20 protein-coding genes are annotated in these 20,988 nt (G+C 60.2%); 11 read left to right on the forward strand and 9 right to left on the reverse strand.

What is annotated here, in order from left to right:
• Positions 1-74: 74 nt before the first annotated feature.
• Both FDY95_RS20000 and FDY95_RS20005 read right to left on the reverse strand, forming a co-directional pair.
• Positions 75-923 carry an HIT family protein gene (locus FDY95_RS20000; protein WP_138080306.1) on the reverse strand — a complete coding sequence of 283 codons (849 nt, stop codon included), beginning with the start codon at positions 921-923 and terminating at the stop codon, positions 75-77.
• The gene (locus FDY95_RS20005) at positions 920-2,011 is read right to left on the reverse strand and encodes an HNH endonuclease domain-containing protein (RefSeq protein ID WP_138080307.1); all 1,092 of its coding nucleotides are present in this window, start codon (positions 2,009-2,011) and stop codon (positions 920-922) included. The genes FDY95_RS20000 and FDY95_RS20005 overlap by 4 nt, the downstream gene beginning before the upstream one ends.
• A 75-nt stretch (positions 2,012-2,086) precedes the next feature.
• On the opposite strand from FDY95_RS20005, the gene FDY95_RS20010 reads away from it, so the two are divergent.
• From FDY95_RS20010 to FDY95_RS20050, 9 genes are all read left to right on the forward strand, one after another.
• The gene (locus tag FDY95_RS20010; protein WP_138080308.1) at positions 2,087-2,302 is read left to right on the forward strand and encodes a hypothetical protein; all 216 of its coding nucleotides are present in this window, start codon (positions 2,087-2,089) and stop codon (positions 2,300-2,302) included.
• Between the two features lie 464 nt (positions 2,303-2,766).
• Positions 2,767-3,165, forward strand: coding sequence for a hypothetical protein (locus FDY95_RS20015; RefSeq protein WP_138080309.1), 399 nt, complete (start codon positions 2,767-2,769; stop codon positions 3,163-3,165).
• Positions 3,166-3,468: 303 nt separating this feature from the next.
• The gene (locus FDY95_RS20020; RefSeq protein ID WP_138080310.1) at positions 3,469-3,930 is read left to right on the forward strand and encodes a hypothetical protein; all 462 of its coding nucleotides are present in this window, start codon (positions 3,469-3,471) and stop codon (positions 3,928-3,930) included.
• Positions 3,931-3,975: 45 nt separating this feature from the next.
• Complete coding sequence (locus FDY95_RS20025; RefSeq protein ID WP_138080311.1) at positions 3,976-5,694, forward strand: hypothetical protein; 1,719 nt, start codon at positions 3,976-3,978, stop codon at positions 5,692-5,694.
• Positions 5,695-5,720: 26 nt separating this feature from the next.
• The gene (locus FDY95_RS20030) at positions 5,721-5,918 is read left to right on the forward strand and encodes a hypothetical protein (RefSeq protein ID WP_138080312.1); all 198 of its coding nucleotides are present in this window, start codon (positions 5,721-5,723) and stop codon (positions 5,916-5,918) included.
• On the forward strand, positions 5,915-6,436 hold the full coding sequence (locus FDY95_RS20035; protein ID WP_138080313.1) for a hypothetical protein: 522 nt from the start codon (positions 5,915-5,917) through the stop codon (positions 6,434-6,436). Before FDY95_RS20030 ends, FDY95_RS20035 begins: the two co-directional genes overlap by 4 nt.
• 19 nt (positions 6,437-6,455) lie before the next feature.
• Positions 6,456-8,012 (forward strand): ATP-binding protein, encoded by a 1,557-nt coding sequence (locus tag FDY95_RS20040; protein ID WP_138080314.1) that lies wholly within the window; start codon positions 6,456-6,458, stop codon positions 8,010-8,012.
• A gap of 156 nt (positions 8,013-8,168) precedes the next feature.
• A complete protein-coding gene (locus FDY95_RS20045; protein WP_138080315.1) occupies positions 8,169-9,290 on the forward strand; it encodes a hypothetical protein in 1,122 nt (373 codons plus the stop codon).
• A 74-nt stretch (positions 9,291-9,364) separates the two neighbouring features.
• Positions 9,365-11,182, forward strand: coding sequence for a DUF4209 domain-containing protein (locus FDY95_RS20050; RefSeq protein WP_138080316.1), 1,818 nt, complete (start codon positions 9,365-9,367; stop codon positions 11,180-11,182).
• 166 nt (positions 11,183-11,348) lie between these two features.
• On the opposite strand, the gene FDY95_RS20055 is transcribed toward FDY95_RS20050, so the two are convergent.
• The 6 genes from FDY95_RS20055 to FDY95_RS20080 form a co-directional block, all read right to left on the reverse strand.
• Positions 11,349-14,129 carry a UvrD-helicase domain-containing protein gene (locus FDY95_RS20055; RefSeq protein WP_138080317.1) on the reverse strand — a complete coding sequence of 927 codons (2,781 nt, stop codon included), beginning with the start codon at positions 14,127-14,129 and terminating at the stop codon, positions 11,349-11,351.
• A gap of 201 nt (positions 14,130-14,330) precedes the next feature.
• Positions 14,331-15,740, reverse strand: coding sequence for a replicative DNA helicase (gene dnaB, locus FDY95_RS20060; RefSeq protein WP_138080318.1), 1,410 nt, complete (start codon positions 15,738-15,740; stop codon positions 14,331-14,333).
• Between the two features lie 39 nt (positions 15,741-15,779).
• Positions 15,780-16,622, reverse strand: a complete 843-nt coding sequence (locus FDY95_RS20065) for a hypothetical protein (protein WP_138080319.1) — start codon at positions 16,620-16,622, stop codon at positions 15,780-15,782.
• 80 nt (positions 16,623-16,702) lie between these two features.
• On the reverse strand, positions 16,703-17,242 hold the full coding sequence (locus FDY95_RS20070) for a hypothetical protein (RefSeq protein ID WP_138080320.1): 540 nt from the start codon (positions 17,240-17,242) through the stop codon (positions 16,703-16,705).
• Positions 17,243-17,314: 72 nt separating this feature from the next.
• Entirely contained in the window at positions 17,315-17,632 is a 318-nt protein-coding gene (locus FDY95_RS20075) for a DNA-binding protein (RefSeq protein WP_138080321.1), read from the reverse strand.
• 2 nt (positions 17,633-17,634) lie between these two features.
• Complete coding sequence (locus FDY95_RS20080; RefSeq protein ID WP_138080322.1) at positions 17,635-17,883, reverse strand: hypothetical protein; 249 nt, start codon at positions 17,881-17,883, stop codon at positions 17,635-17,637.
• A 257-nt stretch (positions 17,884-18,140) separates the two neighbouring features.
• Here FDY95_RS20080 and FDY95_RS20085 point away from each other — a divergent pair, with 257 nt between their 5' ends.
• Both FDY95_RS20085 and FDY95_RS20090 read left to right on the forward strand, forming a co-directional pair.
• The gene (locus tag FDY95_RS20085) at positions 18,141-18,833 is read left to right on the forward strand and encodes a S24 family peptidase (protein WP_171025766.1); all 693 of its coding nucleotides are present in this window, start codon (positions 18,141-18,143) and stop codon (positions 18,831-18,833) included.
• Between the two features lie 384 nt (positions 18,834-19,217).
• Positions 19,218-19,871 (forward strand): beta/alpha barrel domain-containing protein, encoded by a 654-nt coding sequence (locus FDY95_RS20090; protein WP_138080324.1) that lies wholly within the window; start codon positions 19,218-19,220, stop codon positions 19,869-19,871.
• Positions 19,872-19,963: 92 nt separating this feature from the next.
• Here the strand turns inward: FDY95_RS20090 and FDY95_RS20095 are convergent, their stop codons facing one another.
• Positions 19,964-20,806 (reverse strand): oxidoreductase, encoded by an 843-nt coding sequence (locus FDY95_RS20095; protein WP_138080325.1) that lies wholly within the window; start codon positions 20,804-20,806, stop codon positions 19,964-19,966.
• Positions 20,807-20,988 lie beyond the last annotated feature (182 nt).

Raw genomic sequence — 20,988 nt, forward strand, 5'->3', positions numbered from 1 at the left:
GCCACGCGGCGTGGATTCTTTGGGCCAACGTGACGCTCTGCCTCAACCGACTACCTTAATTCCCCAACAGGCTCTTAGCGCTTTAAAATGTTGCGGATGCCACCAGCCGGATTTTTTACGTCACCCACATAGCGCGGAATGACGTGAATACTGGCGTGTTCCATGCGCTGACCTGATGCTGCGCCGATGTTGAGGCCCACTGTGAAACCGGCTGGGGCGTAGCGGTTGCTAATCATGCGCTGGGCGTGGCCGGCTAGCAGCCAACAGTCATTCTGCTCGGCCAGGGATAAATCAAAAAAGTTGGCAACGTGTGCCTTTGGTAGTATCAGCGCGTGGCCTTTGCTTACCGGGTAGCCATCAAGCACGGCGTAGCTGCGGGTAGTTTCGGTCAGCAGATGCAGCTTGGGGCTAGGACTGCAAAATGGGCATTTGCTGGCTGAATGCGTGGCTTGAGTGTAATGCTGATACTCGTAAAACTCGGTGTTATCATTACGAAAAATCGAAGGAAACGGCAGTGTTACGGCGCACTGGTAAACCGGCTTTTTATGAAGATAATGCTGGCGCAAGCCGTCCTGGGTAATGTCGCGCCGCACAGCGAAGTAGGCGCGGCCGGTGGGTTTGAGTAGCCGTGCGATGTCCATCAGTACCGCCGCTTGCTCATCCGCAAGCAACACGTTGAGGACGTAAAAGCACAGGATAGTATCAAACTTTCGGGTCGGTTTTTCGGGGAAGTACGTTGGGTCGTAACCCTGCGCGTCGAAGCCTTTGGCCCGTAAAAACTCTATGTCGCGCCCGTAGCCACAACCGTAATCTAATACACGGCCTACCAGCAACCCGCGGCCGTGTAGCATCCGCACCGGCAGCGAGGGAGCGTCGCGCTCCTTCGCTGTAAGATGGCTGTTCGGGTTGGCCGGGTTGCTCATTTATATTCGTAGGGATAGGAAAAACCGAGGTTTTGCGCGGTTTGCAGTTGCGGCAATACCTGCCGTTCCAACCGCTCCCGAAACCAGCCGAATGGTTGTTGCTGTAAGGCATTCAGGCTTTGGGCGAAAAATACGTGGTAGTCTTCCAACAGCTTTTCATGCCCTTGCGCGGCGTGGAACTGAAAGCCAGCAAATTGCAGCCGGGCGTATGCCTCAAAGTACAAGTCAATTGAAGGCAGCCAATCGCTCTTAGCTGAATTAACTGCTTTGGGCGTGGGTATAATATTCCATAGCTGGTCATGCGCCACGTATGACCACGGCAGAAAATGGTCGAGGCTCAGATTAGCTACTGTCAGCGGTTGGCCCGAGTAAATACACGTTAAGCCGGGTGTAGCAGCCACGTATTCTTTCCAGAACTTACCGGCCGTGTTCAATACGCGGGCGGAAGGTTTTTCCAGCTTTTCGCTTAAACCAATGACATTCGGGTTATGCTTTTGCAGGAAGCGCACCAAGTGCCAGTAGGTGAAACCCCGCAGAATGCCACGGTGCCGCCGCAGATAATCAGCCCAGGCCGGATGTACCTCAATAGCATCAGCCATGAAATAATAAGGTGCGCGGGCACTCTGGCCTGCCAATTCTGCTACGTGGGCGTTTACTTGCTGGTCAGGCAAGCCCCGTGTTTCCGCCGCGAAAAACGGACGAATGAAGCGGTAGGGCACCCAGTGCAATAGCACATCTACGCGCTTGTAAAGCTGCGCCAGAATCTCAGGCGGAACCGCCTTGTTGAGTTGGGTAAATAGGCTCGGTGCAGTAGGCCGGTTATCAACTACAAGGTGCTGCGAAACGAAATCTGCAATTGGTCGAAATCCGTCCTGCTTACCGAAGGACAGTTTAAAATAATCCAACGGATACCATACGCCCGCCACCATACGAAGCGACAACTCACGTAGTGGGAGCCTGTTGTCCGTATTTTCGCTCAAGCCATCCAGAATGGCAAGTAGCCAGTAGAACTTGTATGAATTGGTAATGTCCGAGAAAACGGTATTGAGTTTCGCAATATCAAGCCGGTCGTCTGCGGGCAGTTGCATAATAATGGATCAGACAAATAGGCGGACAACTTTTCATGACTTTGTACTATAACCTTAAAAAGGAGAAGCACACACATGGAAAAGACCCGCGAAATCAAAGAAAATATGAAATGCGCCGCTTACGCTAGCCGTCGGCAAGATATAGCAGCCCAAAAGTTTGCTCGTGCACGAAGTGCAGATGAAAAGGCGCTTTGGAAGCGGCAATATAAATTTTGGGGAGCGGAACGGGAAAAAATCGGCAGCACATTCCGGCTGTACACCCTGCACATGTTACTATCCGCTTGTGCGTAACCGCACATCATTTTACTGAAGAGCGTAAGGCGAAGGTTTGGTGGCCGGCGAAGCTGGGGGGATGCGGTAGCAGAGATTGGGGAAGCGGGTCGATAAAACCTAGGGTAGCGCTATCGGATTGGGGAACAATCATATAGACAATGAACTGGGGTAACGCAAGCGGCAAACAGTAGCAACTTAGCGGGAAATATCGGCAAAGAATGTGGGAGATGCTAGCACGATTTTGGGCTGAGTGGTGAAAGGATTGGGAGGTCAGGGGGTTAGTTTCTAAGCAGGCATACACATATAAATTTCACTATTTAATTCAGTTTCAGCGCAGAGAGCGGCAGGCCTTCTTCCCGATTACCTGAACCGCTTCTGCAAGTGGATAGCTTTTACTGTAGCCGAGTTAAGCCTGTATTGCGAGAAGCTGTATACTTGCCCGCCTTAAAGCGGACTTACAACCCCAGCTTCACACAACCCTTATGGAAATCACCAATCCACAACTTTACGAGGAACTACAGCACGACTTCTTTCATCAGCTGCGCGAGTGCGTGGCGTTGCGGCTGGTGAGTGATGCTGACGGCCGCTCTACCCATGACGTAGCGAATCAGTGCGTAACCGATATTATGGCGCTCGGCTTCAATGAAACAAGAGAAGCCGCAGCCGCTGATTTGCTTGAGGAACTGGCGAATAACCCGTTCGTTGAGGAAGTGTACGAAGAGGATGTACTGCAGCGGATTGAATTCTCAGCCGCCAACTTTTCGGACGAGATTCAGCTGTTTCGGCAATTTATCCAAGCCGTGAACCACGGGCGGAAAGACGCAGCCTTACAACCCGTGCAGGCCCGGCTGATGACGTTGCGGTTGCGAAAAGGGCGCTAGTCCAACCAATGGGAATTGAAAACGGGCCAGGCATACGCTATCTGGCCCGTTTTCACTATTTCCCTTCAAGTCAAGAAGCTGGCTTGCTTGTCAAAATTATTATTTCATCAGCATTGCATATTCCTACGTAAAAACAATACCTTGGGCAGGCCGCGGCGACAGATGTTTATTGACTTGACTTATCATCTTTTCATGAATAGCTCTTTATAATCCTATCTATCTGGTTGGTCGCTGCTGGGCCGCAACTACGTTTCTTATCCGCCCTACCGGGCTTCAGGACTATCCTCGTTTTTTGGCACTACTATGCCTCGCATCATTCTCACACCCGGTACCTCACTGGGTACACTCACAGGCGGCGCCACGCCGCGGGCCACTACCCCAACCACTGCTACACCGCGTCTGCACCTGGGGCGCCGCTCGGCCACGTACCTGAAACTGCTGACGGGGCTGGACCACGGTACGCTGCCGGGTACCCGCGGCTGGGAGGAACTGCTGGCGGCTATTCAGCAGGAATTCGGCACGGCTAGTCTGGCCGATGTACCGCTGGGCATTGTGAGCAAGTGTTTTTTGGGGCCACCTTACGAGGTACACACGCTCGACCTGAGCGCCCACGCTATCATCGAACACTACAAGGCTGGGCAGGCCATGCCGGCCGATTTTGAGCGCGCCCGGCAGCTGGCCCGCCACAACGCCTACGCACTGGTGGAGGTGTACGCCAACAAGCTGCTGCTGATTGCGGAAGACGGCTCGGTGAGCCAACTCTAATTCTTTTTCATTCCCCTGCCTTTGCTTTAACCTATACCCGCTGCCATGAGCACCCACCACATTTCCTACGCCGACCTGTCGGGGATTGAGAACAAGTTTTCCCGGCTCCGACAAGAGTTGAATGAAGTTGCTTCCGATGTAAACCACATCGGGCGCGAGCAGTCGCAGATGAAGAGCCAGCTGGAGCAGCTAATTGACGATTTTGCGGAGTTTGTGGATACGGACCGGAAACAGAAGGCGCTGCAACTGGCCGAAACGCGCGTAGGCGTGCTCAGCCAGCAGCTGCAAACTGAATTCGGCTATTACGCCGAAATCCGGCGCTTGGCGGTGGGCATGCTGCAGGGGGTGGACGTGGGCGTGCTCAGCGACGACACCCTGCGCGCCAGCACGGAGGAGGTGATGATAAAAGCCCCCGGCTACTGGCTGGCGCCGGTGCTGGTGACGCTGGCGGCCTGGATTCGACAGGACCAAACGACCATGCAACGGGCCCTGGCCGAAGCCCTTCGCCGCGACGACTACAAGACCACGTTGTTTCTGGTGCTGGTGATGCGCCGTCTGGGCCGCCGCGAGGCCAGCCTGCAGTGGCTGCAGCGCTATTTCCGGCATCAGGACCCGCGCCACCTGGACCGGGAGTTTGTGACCTTGCTGGAGGGCATTGCCACCGGTCTGTTTCCGCCGGCGGCCCGCCAGCTCATGCAGGACCACCTCAGCCAGTGGCTGAACCAGCTTACCGAAGGCGGCGGCTTCGTGGAGAAGCAGCGCCGGAAGTGGGACGAGTTTATGGAGGCCACGGCTGGAATGGTGGGGCCGGCCGCCGCGGCGTATCCGCTGCTGAGTGAGCACGCTACCAACTGGGCCGAGCTGAACCTAGGCTACAACCGGACCCACGTGCACGAGCTACTACGGCAGCACTTTAATAATATCACCTCGGGCGCCCACGACTTTTCGACCTCGCTGAAGACACAGCTGGACGAAACGCTGAGCCGCTTGGTATCCAACTTCGATGACGAGGAATTACCGCTGCGCCACGAAGTACACCTGAATCAGCTTATCGTGCGCAACGAGGGCGACAAAGCGGCCGCGCAGGCGCAGCTAGCCGCCCGAGATGGCCTGTTTGACCAGCAGGTAGATCTGCTCCAACTGCTCACCAATGCTCTGTTTGACTCTGAGCTGGCGGGCACGACCCGCGTGACGCAGGCGCTGGCCTTGTCGGTCAGCCAGAGCTGGATTTTGGAAGCGCACGGCACTTTCACGGGCCGTGCCCGGCAGCAAGCACCGGCTCAGGCCCAACTGGCACTGGATGGCTGGCAAGGACAGTCGGCCGATGGGCACAACGAAACAGCCCTACTGGACAGTCAGAGTAGCCACTATGCTACCATCATGCAGACGGAACTAGCCAAAGTAGCAGCGCCGGTGGGGCGTTTTGTCGGCGCCGGGGTGTTGGCAGCCTTCGGTGTTTGGGCGGCGTTTAACGGCGGCGGTTTGGCTATGCTGGGTGCTGTCTGCATCATTCTGGCTGGGGTGCTGGGTTACACCGGCTGGACGGCCTTTACCAAAACCAAGCAGCAGGTGCGCGACGCGGTAAACGAGCGGCACCGTCGGGCCCACGAAGTGCTGCGGGGCTGCCTGGCCGAACTGGTGGATTTCCGCCGCGACTACAGCCGCCGCGATGCGCAGGCCGCCGACCTGCAGCAGCTGCTGGCCCATATTACGCCCGAGAGCTTCAGCTCCAAAACGTACGAAACCTCCCGCGCCCTGGCTTAATCCTGCACGCACATCATTCTCAGACTATGCCTAAGATTCACTTCTCCGACCCCGCCCAGGACGGTGGCCATGCTGCCGGTACGCCGGCCCAGGCCGCCACGGCCGTGCGCCAGCCTAATATTTTTCAAGGCCGCGCTGAAGGCACGCCGGACCACGCCAAGTTTCCCGACTGGGACATTCTGCCGCCGGAGGGCGCCATCATCAATCCGCGCCTGAAAAAATGAGTCAGCCGCCGCGCACCTACGCCGCCTGGGCGGAGCTGCTGGAGCGCTGCGGCCAGGGCGATGATGCCACGCTCGAGCTGCTGGGGCAAGGCACCTGGCAGCCCGACGCGGGCACGGCCATCCGCTTTGCCAACCTGGTGAATGCGGCGTACACGGCCCGTAAGCAACGCTGGCTGGACGGCTTCAGCCGCAGCCAGTGCGTGGGGCCGGCCATCCGCTCGCCGCAGGATTTTGCCCAGCTGCTGCGCCAGGCCACGGCCAACCTGGCCCCGCTGTACCGGCTTACCAGCTTGCCGGCGCTGCCAGCTGATATGCGCCAGACCCTGCAAACGGATTTGACCAAGTTCGTGCAGGACGTGGCTGCCACGCTGCGCGACAACGTGCAGCGCGAGGGCGGCAACCGCCGCGAAGAACTGCTGCTGGCGCTGCGAGGGTTTGGTATACCGCCTACAACCCCAGTAACGCCGGCACCGCCCTCCACGGCACCAACCGGGGTGGGGCGTCGCATTGTATTTTAAGTTTTCTTTTTGATTCTATATGGCTGCAGTTGCGGAGTTTCGCCAAGGCCTGCTGCGGATGCTGAAAGCCCGCATTCCGTTTATTTCCATCAAGAGCATTGAGCGGGCCCGGGTGCTGAAGGTGCTGGAGGAGCTGGCCGGCGAAATCGGTATTCCGATGTACGTGCACGGCCTTTCGCACGGCACCCGCGACCTGAAGACGCTCAAAACCGTGCACGATGACCGGTCGGTGGCCGGTGGGCTTGATTTTGCGGTCCAGAACATCGGGCAGCGCCAGAATCTGACCTTTGTCTTCACCGAAATCAGCGACATCGAAGACGACGGGATGCTGGCCCGGCACCTGTACGACTGCGTGCTGCAGGCCATTGAGCGCGGCGGCTCCTTATGCGTGCTCAGCAACGGCCGCGGCATCTGGCCACAGCTACAGCGCCTGGGCATGACGCTTACGCTCGACCCACCCGGCGAAGAAGAAATGCTGACGGTGGTGCGCGAGTGCGTGGAGCCCTACCGCGGGCAGATTCCTATTGAATGGGGCGAAGCCGATTTCCGGCTGGCCGCCACCATCCTGGCCAATATGACGCTGGTGGAAGCCGAGAATGTGTTGGCGACGCTCATGGCCAAAGGCTCGCTGGTGAAGGCCGACTTGCAGGAGCTGAGCCGCACTAAGGACCGGCTGTTCAGCGACATTTCCGGGTTAGAAAAGGTACGCGCCGAAGCGGATACGCTCACGGTGGCGGGCCTGGATGGGATGCGGCACTGGCTGGTCCAGCAGCGGCAACTGCTCACGGCCGACCTGAAAGCGCGCAAGCTGCGGCCACCGCGCGGTATGCTGCTGGTGGGTGTGCCGGGGTGCGGCAAGTCCTTGTCGGCCAAATTCGTGGCGGCTTCCTGGAACCTGCCGCTGTACCGGCTTGACCTGGCTTCCATTCACGGGCAGTACCTGGGCCAGAGCGAAAACCGGCTCAAGGAAGCCCTGGCTTCGGCCGATAACGCCGCGCCGTGCGTGCTGTGGATTGACGAAATAGAGAAGGGTCTGGCCGGTGCTACAGGCAGCAATGACGGGGGCACCAGCACCCGCATGGTGGGGCAGTTCTTGTTTTGGCTGCAGGAAAGCGCCGCCAAGGTATTTGTGGTGGCCACAGCCAACGACGTGAGCCGCCTACCCCCAGAGCTGCTGCGCCGGGGCCGCTTCGATGAGCTGTTCTTTGTGGACCTACCCAGCGAAGCCGAGCGCGCTGACATTATCGATCTGTACATCCAGCGCAACCAATTACCAGCACCTTCGGCCAGCATGCGCGAGCAGCTGGTGGACATGACCGAAGGCTTTGCCGGCGCCGACCTGGAAAGCGCCGTGCGGGAAGTAGCAGTGCAGGCTGTCATCAACGGCGACGACGCCGTGACGGATGGCTTATACGCCAAGAGCTTCAGCAACGTGGTGCCGCTCAGCCGCACAAGTCCAGAACAGATTGAAGCTATCCGCCTCTGGGGCCGGGAGCGGGCCGTACCGGCCTCAGGCCAGCCCATCGCCGTGTCCACGGACCGACCGGTGGGTGCCCGACGTGGGATTTTGATTTAAGTATTCTATAGCGGTGTAACAGACCAGGTGACCCGCTAGGAGTACACCATCAGCCCGCAAGTTCCGGAACGAAATTATTGCTGCTATTTACCAGCATCGTTTATTTTCCTGTCTAGTATGCCAGCCTTATCGGCTCTTGACTCCCTATTTTTCCCGGTGAAGCACCGGCCCCTGCAAACGTCCATCGACGACGAGCTGGTGAAGGTGCCCCGCTACCGGGTAGTAACGTGCCCGGCCGGCGTGCTAGGGGTGAAACCGGCCTGGATGCCGGAAGCCAGGCCGCAGCCCTCAGCACTGGGCCGGCACCTGATATTCAGCCACGGGCAGGCCGACGCGCTGAGTCGGGAACTGTACACGGCAACATACGGCATAGAGCCGGCACCGCAGTATTGGGTAGGTGCCCCGCCGGTGGGTGAAACAAGTCCGTTGGGGGCGTGGGCGGCCGTGGTGTACGGGCACGGAGGCTACTCCGTGGCCGATGTGCTGCGCAACCCAGAGCTGCGCCCCAGCACTGTGCGGCGGCTGCCCACAGCCGCCTGGGAGCGGGCTCTGTGGGATGGAGAAGATGGGTTCAGCGAGGAGCTACGCCACTTCGAGCCGGCGCTGGCCTTTACCAACGGCTTCGATTACGACGACGAGCTGACGTTTTATGTGCTGGTGACGCTGCCCGCTACTCTGCCGCCCGTGGATTTCTGGTGGGAGGATATTGAGCTGCTAGGCCGGCCCCGGCGGCCCGTGCTGGTGCTGAAAACGGGTCGGTTCCGAGCCAGTCAGGTGGCGGAGCTGCACCAGGCCACCGGCGACCAGCTGCTGGCCGGTGGCCGCGCAGCGCTACCGGCATTGGCTGAAGGGTTTCAGCGGGAGCTGCGGCGCTTTGCCGAGCACTATTACCACCTGCGGCGCGCAATGGTAGCGCCCGGCGTGCTGGTGCCGGTGCTGCTGGACCTGTACGACACCAACCGTAACGTGAGCAGCATTGCGCTGGATGCGACCCTGCGCAACCGGGTGAAGCGTCGGGTGCGGGCCGCGCAGCAGTTTTTCGCTACCCAGGGCTCGGACCTGGGGGCGCTGGTGCGCTACCTGATGCACGAAGATGCCTTTGACCCGGCCCACTTCACCCGGCAAGCGGCCGAAGAGGTGCTAAGCCAGCGGGACGCCTACCGTAACCTGTGTCGGCGGTTGAGCATTCTGCTGGTGAATGATCAGAAAGCCCTGGACCGGCATTTGCTGAGTCAGAAGCAGGATTATGAGGATATTGAACGGGTGCTTCGGACGTAACCCGGCTAGCGAGGCTGCAGCCGATATGTGCGTCAATGAGGTAATTATTCGGCTTTCTTTCGAGGTGTGAAGCTATGGGTAGACGTTCACGGGAGCGGCTATTGGAGCCTGGCGAAGAAGTAACGGCAACAGCACTGTTTGCGCGGCTGGAGCAGCAGGCTTGTCAGCTTAACGCGCGGAATTTTGCCGCCGACTTCAATACCCTGCGCAAAACAGCCGAAGCGAATGGCGACTTAGCCTCGGCAGCACGCCTGGACCTGGAAAGAGCCGCGCAGCTGGTGTGGTTAAGTGCGCATGGCCTGACACACTTCCACTCGTGGGAAGACCCCGTAGCAGCAGCCCATTATCTGGAAGCGCGCAAAGCCGAAACTACCAATGGCATGCTGCGGCTACGTTACGCACTGGTGTGGCTGATTACTTTACCCAAGGGGCGGCATACGGGTAAGCTGGCAGTGGAAGCGGTGGCTGATATTCTTGCATGGTTGCGGCAGGATAAAGGAGAACATGAAGCCACGCAGGAAACCTATTTTGAGCTGGTTGAGCTAGGGCTGCTTCTGAGTCGGCAGTACCGGTGCCGGGCTGAGGAAGTGCGGCAAACCGTGCTGGACTACTTGCTGAACGGCCGGCAGCCGGTAGTGCTACGGTGGTGGCAGCTGCAGTTTTTTGGCAAGCACCCTGACCTATTCACGCCAGCGGAGTGTGAACGGCTGGATATAGTGGCTCGTCAGATTTACGAGCACTACCACGCCGAGGACCGGTACATGGTACAAATGGTGTGTGACGCCGCTATACCACTAGCGGCGCGGGCCATCCGGGATGCTCGGCGGTGGCATGGGCTGAAAGGGGACTCTATTAAGGCACACGCACAACGCAGGTACACCGAGGACCCTACCGATTTTGTTGTCCAGACTTTGCTGAACGATGCGCTGAACTGCTACCACGCGGCGGGTGACAAGCAACAAGTGCAAGCCGTGGAAAAGTTAATTTCAGCGACGAAACACGCGGCCAGGCTGCAGACTGTGGAACTCGATTTTACGCTGGACGGCCCAGAAGGTAAGTTTATCAGCGCGTGGCTTCGGAAGATGCCGGCGTGGATTTTGGAGGATTCCGGGCTGGTTTTCTGGCGGCTGCGCTACAACCTGGTGCCGCACAGGCCCGGTACCGCAACGGTAGCTGAAAAGCCGGAACTCGCGGACCTATTCCGTCACGTAGCTTTTGATCGGAACAGAAACATTACCACGCGGCATCAGGATCAAGGGCGAAATCTTCCTTTTCGGCCTTACGAGCTGATGCTGGGTTTGTACGGACACATGCGGTTTGAAACATTTGCTCAAGGCTTACAGAACGGCCAGATTACGTACGCAACCACCCTGGGATTTCTGCGCGAGCAGACCTGGTTGGGCCAGATGGAGTTTCAGCGCGGGCAAGACGCGGCAGACGCCCCAGGTTACACACTCATTTCGTGGGTAGAGCCAGCGCTGCGCAGCTACTTTGCGGAAATGGAGCGGGCGCAGCAGGATAAGGAGTACCAGCCGGATTTGATGTTGTGCATAGACTCGCTGACGCTGAAAATGGAGGCTATACTTCGGCATTTTTGCCGGGCTCTGGACCCGCCTATTGCCACCAACCGACGGAGCAAGAGCGGCGACCAGCAGGAACTGACGCTTGAAGAGGTCATTCAAGCGGTGGAAAGCTATTCGGGTTCGGATGCGGGATACTGGCTACGCTACGTATTTACCAAAGAAGGTTGGAACGTGCGCAACAATGTAGCGCATGGGTTTATGAGCCCAAAAGATTATAGTGTGACCATGATGCAAGCAGTTATACTGGCGCTGTTTGTACTGGCTACACTTCATATTGCTCCCCCTGATTCACACCCCCTGGAGAACTAGCCTATGGCATTATATACAGGGTATTAGAGGTCGTGGAAGAGGCCGCGGCGTAGGTTGCAGCCGGCAATCAGCTCGTCGGTGAGGCCGTTGCGGTGCTTTTTCACGTCGAAGAGGACGGTGTCAGCGGTGGGGGTGCCGTGTACGGCGGCGCCGCGGCCCGAGGTGGTTATTCTTCGTCCTCCTCTTCGTCATCGGCTACGGCCGCCAGCATCTGCTCCGCCCACGTATCGGCGACAAAGCCGCTCTTCACGTTGGCCAGGGCTTTGGGGAAGTGGCGGGCGAACGTAACGGCCACGTAAAAGCTAGCCCGCGAGACGGCCACGTACATCAACCGGTCGAGGTCGAGCTGACGGTTTTCTCGTTCCAGCTCGTCAGCGTCCCAGAAGATAATGCCGTCAAACTCCATGCCTTTGATTTCCGATACCGGGAAAACGCGAATGGCGTCACTATCTCCTATCGTCTGGCCTTCGCAGGCCTGGGCATTCAGGGCGGCGTCCTGCATCCGGTAGTCTTCGCTGAGCCTTTCGGCCAGTTCTCTGGCCGTGCCCGAATCTTTTACCAGAACCGCCAAGCTCGGAATGTGCCGTCCGTCCAGCACTTTAGCCAGGTCGACGAGCAGGCTCACCAACCAATCAAAACGCGCTTCGGGGTCGGCGTTACGACAGTAAGTAGGCCGGAGCTTAAACGGCATCTTGATGCGCCGTGACACTTTATATGCGGGCCGCTCCTGCATCTGGCCTTCGTAGAGCTTGGCAGCGAGCCGCAGCAGGGCTTGGCATTGGCGGTACGAGACAGTAAGCGAAGCGCGACCGGTGTCCGGGAATTGATCGGTGTAGTCCTCCCAGCGCAGGAGTCCCTGCCGCTCGAGCCGCTGCATCAGGTCGCCGCACAAAGTCACGCACCGGTAACGTGGGTGGGCCAGTTGGGTAATGATGGCCAGTTGTAGCGGGGTGAAGTCACTGGCTTCGTCTACCCCCACCACCGGGCGCACCTCCTCCCGGTAGCGGCTTAGGTACGGGTTAGTCGATTCGGCAAAAACGTGGGGCAATTGCCGGTAGAATCGGCTGCCCATCTCAAACAGCAATAAGAGCAGGATGTCGGCTTCGTCCGGGTGCAACTGGTTGCTTTTGTCGGCCGACCAACTGGGCTGTGCATCCGCGAAAGCCGCCACGTAGCGTTTGCCGTACAAGTCTTCGCGCCGGAAGGCGTTGAAGATTCGCGGTAACGACCGAAGCATGAGTGTTTCCGGCCCGCTCAGGAGGCGGTCAAACAGCTGCCTGAAGCGCGTACCAGTTGCAATGCCCCCGTGGTTTTCGCGGTCCAGCCGGGTTTCCAGTAAGGCAGCCAGTTGTAGGTTCTGGCCTTTCAGGTCCTGATCCGGCAGCGCACGGGCCAAGGCATAGGCGCGGATGAACGAACGGAGCATTTTGCGCACCAGCATGAGCTGACGGGCGCTGTCGTCCATACCGGGCAGATTGGCATCCTCTTCCTCGTCGGCTTCGATTTCCGGCGCCGCGTCCGGGTCGTCACCGTTATCATGTTCGTTTTCCGCCAGCTGAACCAATTGTCGGTAAAGCGCGGGTTCCTGCCGGGCGCTAGCCAGCAGACGCACCACCACTGCGTCGCGTACCTGTTTATCATCGTCGCGGTAGGTTTTGAGCAGGCTGGCACCTCGCTCCCGCAGCTGCTGCAGGGGCCGTAGTAAGGCGTCAACGGTGGTATGCTCCTTCAGTGCCCGGATTTGCAGCACCAATGCCTGAACGGCGGCATCATGCTGCCAAGCGAACGTACCGACGCTGAAATTACGCTCCAACCGCTCAGCCAGGGCGTGAATATCAAATACTAAGTGCTCCTCCAACTCGGCCAACAAAGTCCGCACCTGCTGGCCCGTGAGATACAACAAGGGTGCACTGGTTCGCAGCAGCTGCCGCTTGCTGTTGGCTCCGATCAGGCCCATGTCGCGTAACAAGCTGTGGCGGTGCTCAGCCCAGGTAGTCACGGTCTTCGGTGAGTAATCCAGCCGCTCTGTTTTCAGCGCATCCTGCAGGTAATACTTGAGCGTTTTATTGGGCGAGTAGAAGCGGAAACGGAAACGACCTGGCTCCTCGCGCAGCAAGGCCTCATCCTCGGCTCCCCAGGTCAGACCCAGCTCCTGCCACCGGCTCGTAAAGTGCTCATCTTGACGCAGGTGAAAAGCATCGAGCAGGTACTGGATGCGGTGAATGAGCGTGGTGGTTTTGCCGGTGCCCGGTCCGCCCTCGATGATGACGGGGCCGGCCAGCAAATTCAGGCGCTTGGCCCTGTTTTGTACCCCATCCAGCTGCGGGCGAATGCGCAGCTTGGCCCGAGCGATGAAGGCGTCCAGCCGCTCGCGGATGCGTTGGATGCGCTGGTCGTTGTCGTTCAGCTCCGCCGTAATGCGGGCAACAGCTTCGTCGTCTTGCGCCTGCTGGGCCTCTTCCTGCAAAGAGAGCAGGCGCTTCTTTTCGCGCAACGCATCCAGCAGGGCTTGCTGGTAGCGCACCAAGGAAGCGATACGCGGAAAATCGCCTTTTAAGGTCGTAATGTCAATGTCCCCCAGGTCGGCGGGTAGGTGCGTGTACAAGGCCCGGCTCAACAGCCGTAGGCCGTTCACTTCCTCGCCCGGCGTAGCTTCGGCCAGCCGGTTGCCCATAGGCGAGTTGCGGGAGATGGCCGAGAAGTTTGGGTCGTAATAGACAGCCTGCCCAGGGGCTGTGGCAACTGGCGTGCCCGTGATGTTACGGATGATGGCAGAAGTCTGCGGTATTTTGCGGTGCAGCCATCGAACTTCTTCCTTGCCATCAAAGAAAAACTGAATACGACCTTCGGCATGCAGCGTAGCGTTAACCGCCTGTTCGTTCTGTAAGCGCCGTTCTAAATCTGATACGATTTGTTCAACTTCAACTGGAATTTCGGCCTGTGCCATGCGTAAGATAGGGAGATAGGCAGGAGAGTGAGGGCTACAAGTTTAATCATTTCCTTCGCTCCTACTGCTACCCTGTCGCATGTACTTTTTTCCATTCAATAGGCTATTCGGGGGGAGGAGGCATAAGGCTTTTTAGCGTATTGCTGCTGCCAGGATGAAACGTGGGCAGATGCAAGTCGTCGGGCCAGGAAGATTGTCGGCTCAACGCGGCTCCAAGTCGTGGAAGAGGCCGCGACGCAGGTTGCAGGCGGCAATCAGCTCGTCGGTGGGGCCGTTGCGGTGCTTGGCCACGTCGAAGAGGACAGTGTCGGCGGTGGGCGTGCCGTCCTCGTACTCGCGGATGTCGTAGTATTCGCCGCGCCAGAGGAAGATGATGCAGTCAGCATCTTGCTCCAGGGAGCCGGACTCGCGCAGGTCCGAGAGCAACGGGCGCTTGTCCCCTCCCCTTTTCTCCACGTCGCGGCTGAGCTGGCTGAGGGCAATGACGGGGGCGTTTAGCTCCTTGGCTAACTCCTTCAGGCCGCGACTGATGCTGCTGACTTCTTGCTCCCGGTTGCCCTTTTTGTCGCCGTGCAGCAGCTGGATGTAGTCGACCAGCACCAGGCCGAGGGGTTGCTGGGCGTGCAGGCGGGCGCACTTGGCGCGCAGCTGCTGGATGGTGAGGGCGGGGGTGTCGTCGAAGTGCAGCAGGTGGCCGTGGGTGCGCAGGCGCTGGGCCTGGTGCTGAATGTGCTGGACCTGCTCGAGGCCGCCGGGCAACTCTCCCCGGCGCAACTCGGCGTTGGTGTAGCCGGGCACCTCGCTGGCGATGAGGCGCTGCATGAGCTGCAGGGTGGGCATTTCGAGGCTGAACACGGCGGTGGGGCGGCCGTGGTCGAGGGCGGCGGTACGGGCGAAGTGCAGCAGGGCGGCGGTTTTGCCCATAGCGGGTCGAGCGGCCAGGATGACGAGGTCGGACGGTTGCCAGCCGCCGGTGAGGCCGTCGAGCTGGCTCATGCCCGTGGGCACGCCGGTGGTGCCGCGGTGCTGCACGGCGTAGGCCAGGTGGGCAAAGGCGGTGTCGAAGGCGGCAGCGGCGGTTTGGCCGGCGCGGGTTTCGAGGCTGCGGTAGAGGGTGGTGAAGTGGGCCTGGGCGTCGGTAAGCAGTTGCAGCGGGTCGCGGGTGGCGTCGTAGCCGTAGGCGGCCAACTCGCGGCCGGCGCGGATGAGTACGCGGCGGGCGTGGTGCTGCTGCAGGATGCGGCAGTGCGCTTCGAGGTGGGCGGCAGAGTTGATGTTGTAGGTCAGGCCGGCGACGAAGGCCGGACCGCCGATGCGCTGTAGCGTGCCACGGTTGCGCAGCTGCTCCACCACCGTGAGCAGGTCGGCCGGCTTGCCGGCGGCTACTAGGTCGCGGATGGCCAGGTAGACAAACTGGTGGTGCTGGTGGTAGAACACCTGCTCGTCGGGCAGCGTGGCCAGCAGGGTGCGCTGGGCCTCGGCTTCGAGCAGGGCGGCGCCGAGCACGGCTTTCTCCAGGTCCAGCGCCTGCGGCGGGATGTGCGCGTTGCTTACCACCGGTTGGCCGGTGGCTGCGGGTCGGCTGGCAGAACGGGTAGCGGAAGGTGGCATGGGTGGCGTTGCGTATCTGGTAGTGGGCTGCTGGATGGATCAGCGCCAGCGGTCGGGGTCGGGTGGCTTGGGCGAGGTGCGGGCCCGACTGGGGGTAGCGTTGGGGGCCGCGGTTGCGGGCTGGAAGTTGGCGCGGCGGCGCATCCAGCCGCGAAAGGCCGCCTGCCAGTCCACCATGGGTGTTTTGCCGCCGACGCGCCAGCCGTTGCTTTGGAAATGGTCGTGGAACGCGGCAGCCTCGGTTTGGGCCTCGGAGCTGGCGGGGTACTGCTCGGCCGCGTAGGCTTGCACTTCGGACAGAACGGGTGGGGCGGCAGGCCGGCGCTTGGCCTCGGACGCTGGGGCGGCCCTCCCCTGCCCTCTGCTCGGAAGCTTGGTGGCACCTGACAACTTTCTCACGGGCTTAGCGGGTGGGGCGGCGTCAGCCGCGCCCTCCTCACTACCCGAAGGTGAAAGTGAAGATGAAAATGAAGGGGTTGGCATTTGCTTATCCCCGGTGGTTGGGATTTGCTTGTCGGTTTGGTTAAGCAAACGGGGGTTGCCGCCCTTGCGGCCTGCCTCCTGGCGGATTTGGCGCAGACGCTCGTCGCGCACCATACGGCGGCAGTACAGGGCGCCGTCGGACTCGCGGCGGCTGGCCACGCCGTAGGTTAGCAGAATGGTTAGGATTTGGTTGGCGGTTTGGTTATCCAAACCTAGGCGGCGGGCTACGACGGCATCGGGCATGGGCTGGCCGTTGACCAGCAGCACGCCCCGTTCGTCGCTGTCGTGCATCATCAGCAGCAGCTCGAACCAGGCCCCGCGCTGCATCAGGTCCAGCGCCTGAACGCCCTGGTCTTTGTGCCAGTCGCCGGGATAGAACTGCATAGCGGGGAGCTTCATTTTCTTTGGCTGTTAGCTATTGGCTGTTAGCCGTTAGCGTCGTACATGAAATCAAAAAGCTATTAGCTATCAGCCAATAGCTAATAGCTTAGAAGGAGCTGGCGGTCGGGTGCGCACTTGCCACGCAGTGCCGCTTCTACTTCGGCAACGGCCTGCTGCGCGGCGGTTTCGAGCAAGCCGGCGTAGGAGTAGGCGCCGGAAGTTTCGTCGTCGAACGCCACGTGCGGGCTGGTCAGGTTGAGCACCTTGCCGCCAGCCAACTCCCGCCGGCCGATGAGGGTAATGCCGGCGCTGTCCTTACTCAGAGAAAAACCGGTAACGGCGAATGAACGGAACAGCGTGGGCAATTCTTCGGCTTCGTCGGGCCAGAAATCGGGGGTTTCGTGCAGCTGCTCGGTGAGCAGGCAGAGGTGCGGCACCAGGCGGGTAAGGGCATGAAGCAGGTCGGGGTGCACCTGCTCGTGGCAGGTAAGGGCAAAGGCACGGCGCGTCGCGTCGGCGGCGCGCTGCTCGGTGAATTCGCAGCTGAGTTGGCCGTCCTTGACCTTAGCCTTCTGCACGCTGATGATGGAATGGAGTGCGGGGTTGTCGGGGCCGACAACGGGCAGTAGTAGCGACATGGAACGATTGGTTTTAGCTGAGCACGACGGCACGTGGCAGGCCGTTCGTGCGAGCAAGGGGAAGAAAATCAATCAGGCAGCCGGGGCTAATGACGGTGAAGGAGCTTCCGCGTCTTGGGGCAGCCGGCGGTAGCGCCGCAGGTAGCGGACCAGCTCCGACTGGCGGAAGCCCCACTCCTTTTCGTTGATGCGTACCCCGGCCACACGACCCTGGCGGCGGGCCTTGCGCAGGCCTTCGGGAGTCAGGCATAGGTAGGCCGCGGCTTCGCGCACCTTCAGAATGCGGTCGGGTGCGGGTGGCGGCGGCGCGGGCGTAGCGGCTTTCAGCGCTTGTACATCGGCCAGCAACTGATGCCACTCTTGTTCGGAAACCAGGATGGCGTGCTGCATGGCTAGGTGGAAGCGACTTTGGTGACGCGCTTTTCCAGGTCAGCAATGCGCTTGCGCTCCTCCTCGACTACGCAGATGAAGGCCTCGGCCACATCGGTGTTGTGGTACCGTCCGCTGAGCACGTTGTAAACCTGCTGTTTGGAAAACTCCTGCCCCTTGGCGGCTAAGTATTCGACCGTGCGGCGGGCGTAGTCGTTGCGCTTGGGTAAGGTGGCCCGCAGCTCAGAAATCTTCTTTGCTAATTGTTCCATTTTGTTTGCTGTTTCGTATCTTTGTTTAGACCTAAGTCGTACAAACCTGGCGAACAAACTTGGTTTGTGCAACAAAATTTTACTACATAACAGCAAAAATAGTGGCACAACAGATGCAAGTTGGGGACCGAATCAGTGCTCTATTGCAGCATTACGGTCTATCCGCCTATAGTTTGGCTGCTAAGCTGGGCTATGAAGGTCCACAAAAGTTGTATAAGCTGGTTCAGAATAAATCGAAGCCCGGCTACGAAACTTTAATGGACATTCTCAACCAGTTTCCGGAACTCAGCGCCGAGTGGCTGATGCGTGGCGAGGGGCCGATGGTGCACGGTGAGGAGACGCCGGCCCAAGCTGCTCCTAGCACGTATCCTGGCATTCCCTATGCCGTGTCGGTCGATGCCAACGGTGAGGAGCGTATTAGCGTGTGGGGCATCAAAGCCCAAGGCGGCTACATGCTGGCCCGGGCGCAGGGCCAGGAGGCACCTGAGGCGCTGGAAACCATTAGCGTTCCAGGCTACAAGGGCCGTTCGGTACGTGCCTTTGAGGTAGCCGGGGACAGTATGCAGCCAATCATCCACCAAGGCGACTTGGTCATTGCGACCTACACCGAACGGCTGGACCTGATTCAGCCCAAGCACGTATACGTAGTCATCACCGACGAGCTGGTGACGGTGAAGCGGCTGCGCGGGCCCGTGAAGAAGAACGAGCCGCTGGAGCTGCTGTCGGACAACCGCTACTACGACCCCTACCTCTTGCCGCAAAAAGACGTGCGGGAAATCTGGCAGGTGCAGGCGCTGCTGACGCGCAGCATTCCGGCCAATCGTGACGAGGCCTACGACCGGATGCTGGTGCTGATGGAAATGCTGGCTCAGGACTCGCAGCAGCTGCGTAGCCTGTTGCTGGACGTGGCAGCCCGCTACGATGTGCGACTAGTGGGCGAAAACGGCTGATTCGGCTGTTGTCACCAATACTGTCACCAAGACGTTACTACCTACTCTGAAACGCGGAGTAAATGGGCTGTTTATTAACAAGTTAGGGCGGTTCTGAAAGTAGTTGTTAGTACCCCGGCTCTGGGTACAAAAAAGCCCCTCCGCAGAGCTGCGGAGGGGCTTTTTGTTTATGAGCACGGCTGTATCGTTAGCACGCTGATGTCATCCACAAGCTGCTGTGCCCACGTTTCGTCAATGGATTTGCGGTGGTTTTGAAACGGCAGCTGCCCAATTTTGGCAAACAGTAATTGAGCCCGGCAGTGCGCCGCCCTCCTGCCGCCACCACCGTATTACCGCGTAGCCGCTGCCCGCGCCGGGCAGCTTCCGTCTTCATTCCGACTGCTCATGGCCCGATTTACCCGCGCCGATGCCGTGGCCCAGGGGCTGCGCAGCCCGCTGATTCCGGTATTCTACCACGCCGAAGCCGCTTACGCCCGCCTCGTGCTGCAGGCCTGCTACGAGGGCGGCGTACGGCTGTTCGAGTTTACCAACCGGGGCCCGAACGCCTTTGCCATCTTTGCCGAGCTGCAGCGCTTCGTGGAGGCCGGCTACCCCGACCTGCTGCTCGGGGCCGGCACCATTTACACGGTGGAGGAGGCCGAGCGGTTTATCAGCGCCGGAGCCGATTACATCGTGCAGCCCGTTATCAGCGCCGAGGTGGCCCAGCTGTGCCAGCGGCACGACCTGGCCTGGCTGCCGGGCGTGCTCACGCCCAACGAAATCTACCAGGCTGATGAGTTGGGGGCGGCGTTTGCCAAGCTATTTCCGGCCAATATCATGGGGCCCGACTACCTGGCGGCCGTACGCGGGCCGCTCCCCAAGGTGCGCATCATGGCCACCGGCGGCATTCAGCCCACCGCCGAAGCCGTGGCGGCCTGGCGGCAGGCCGGAGCCGCCTGCGTCGGCATCGATTCGCGGCTGCTGGACACCACTACGCCCGCCGCACTGACCGCGCAAATCCGGCAGCTGCTGGCGGCCATGCAGCTGCCGCCAGCGTAGTCCCGTTCTTCGGCAACGCAGAAGCGGCGCCCCGAGCAAGCCGGTGAGGCCAGCTCGGGGCGCCGCTTAGGCTAGTTGCCGGGCAATGCGAGTTACTCCGGGAAGTCGGCCGAGTCGCCGAGGCTGGCCACGCCTTCCAGCTCCTGCACCAGGGCCGTGAACTTCTCGCGGGCGCCCTTGACGGCGGCTTTGCCCAGCGGCAGGTGCAGCGGCGGGTTGTCCTGGCGCACGAGGTCGAACATGATCTGGGCGGCGCGCTGCGGGTCGCCGGGCTGGCGGCCGCTGTAGCCCTGGATGCCGGCCAGGTTCTTGCCGACGGTTTCCTCGTAGTCGGGGATGCTGGTCGTCACCACGTTGGCCGAGCGGCCGGCCCAGTCGGTGCGGAAGCCGCTGGGCTCGATGTTGGTGACCTTGATGCCGAGCGGGCCAACCTGTTGGGCCAGGCTCTCGCCGATGGCTTCGAGGGCAAACTTGCTGGCGTTGTACACGCCCACGCCGGGGAAGGTCTTCAGCCCGCCGATGCTGGTGATGTTGAGCACGTGGCCGCTGCGCCGTTCGCGCAGGTGGGGCAGCACTGCCCGCAGCACGCGCAGCGGCCCGAACACGTTCACCTCGAACTGCCGCTTTACCTCGTCGTCGTCGATTTCCTCGATGCTGCCGAGCGAGCCGTAGCCGGCGTTGTTGACCACCACGTCGATGTGGCCCAGGGCCTGAATGGCCTCGGCCACGGCCTGCTTCACCTGCGCTTCGTCGGTCACGTCGCACACGACGCCGTGGCCGTTGGCGCCGGCTTTTTGAGTAAATTCATCGGCCTGCTGCTGCTGGCGGAAAGTAGCGGCTACTTTGTCGCCGTTTTGTAGGATGAGCTCGGCCAGCGCGGCGCCGAAACCGGTGCTGACGCCGGTGATAAACCAGTGTTTGGGAGTTGCGGACATTAGCTCTTGGGTAGAGAGTTGACGGAGCGCCGGGCCAAGCGGCCGCGGCGGATTTGTTCAACTGCCAGCCCGGGGCGAAGGTTTTGGGAAGGGCCATTTCGGCGCTGAAGACCACCATCAGGCCGTCATCCTTCGCGCTGTTCAGGATGAAGGGCTGGTGTAATCCCAAAAACAAAAAAAGC

It is taken from the genome of Hymenobacter jeollabukensis (assembly GCF_005771675.1).
Taxonomy (GTDB): domain Bacteria; phylum Bacteroidota; class Bacteroidia; order Cytophagales; family Hymenobacteraceae; genus Solirubrum; species Solirubrum jeollabukense.

Coding starts and splice junctions, on each gene's coding strand:
- FDY95_RS20025 (WP_138080311.1), top strand. CDS start 3,976: ATGAGCACCCACCACATTTCCTACGCCGACCTGTCGGGGATTGAGAAC.
- FDY95_RS20050 (WP_138080316.1), top strand. CDS start 9,365: ATGGGTAGACGTTCACGGGAGCGGCTATTGGAGCCTGGCGAAGAAGTA.
- FDY95_RS20055 (WP_138080317.1), bottom strand. CDS start 14,129: ATGGCACAGGCCGAAATTCCAGTTGAAGTTGAACAAATCGTATCAGAT.
- FDY95_RS20075 (WP_138080321.1), bottom strand. CDS start 17,632: ATGCAGCACGCCATCCTGGTTTCCGAACAAGAGTGGCATCAGTTGCTG.
- FDY95_RS20010 (WP_138080308.1), top strand. CDS start 2,087: ATGGAAAAGACCCGCGAAATCAAAGAAAATATGAAATGCGCCGCTTAC.
- FDY95_RS20035 (WP_138080313.1), top strand. CDS start 5,915: ATGAGTCAGCCGCCGCGCACCTACGCCGCCTGGGCGGAGCTGCTGGAG.
- FDY95_RS20005 (WP_138080307.1), bottom strand. CDS start 2,011: ATGCAACTGCCCGCAGACGACCGGCTTGATATTGCGAAACTCAATACC.
- FDY95_RS20070 (WP_138080320.1), bottom strand. CDS start 17,242: ATGTCGCTACTACTGCCCGTTGTCGGCCCCGACAACCCCGCACTCCAT.
- FDY95_RS20080 (WP_138080322.1), bottom strand. CDS start 17,883: ATGGAACAATTAGCAAAGAAGATTTCTGAGCTGCGGGCCACCTTACCC.
- dnaB (WP_138080318.1), bottom strand. CDS start 15,740: ATGCCACCTTCCGCTACCCGTTCTGCCAGCCGACCCGCAGCCACCGGC.
- FDY95_RS20040 (WP_138080314.1), top strand. CDS start 6,456: ATGGCTGCAGTTGCGGAGTTTCGCCAAGGCCTGCTGCGGATGCTGAAA.
- FDY95_RS20095 (WP_138080325.1), bottom strand. CDS start 20,806: ATGTCCGCAACTCCCAAACACTGGTTTATCACCGGCGTCAGCACCGGT.
- FDY95_RS20030 (WP_138080312.1), top strand. CDS start 5,721: ATGCCTAAGATTCACTTCTCCGACCCCGCCCAGGACGGTGGCCATGCT.
- FDY95_RS20065 (WP_138080319.1), bottom strand. CDS start 16,622: ATGAAGCTCCCCGCTATGCAGTTCTATCCCGGCGACTGGCACAAAGAC.
- FDY95_RS20015 (WP_138080309.1), top strand. CDS start 2,767: ATGGAAATCACCAATCCACAACTTTACGAGGAACTACAGCACGACTTC.
- FDY95_RS20090 (WP_138080324.1), top strand. CDS start 19,218: ATGGCCCGATTTACCCGCGCCGATGCCGTGGCCCAGGGGCTGCGCAGC.
- FDY95_RS20000 (WP_138080306.1), bottom strand. CDS start 923: ATGAGCAACCCGGCCAACCCGAACAGCCATCTTACAGCGAAGGAGCGC.
- FDY95_RS20020 (WP_138080310.1), top strand. CDS start 3,469: ATGCCTCGCATCATTCTCACACCCGGTACCTCACTGGGTACACTCACA.
- FDY95_RS20085 (WP_171025766.1), top strand. CDS start 18,141: ATGGACATTCTCAACCAGTTTCCGGAACTCAGCGCCGAGTGGCTGATG.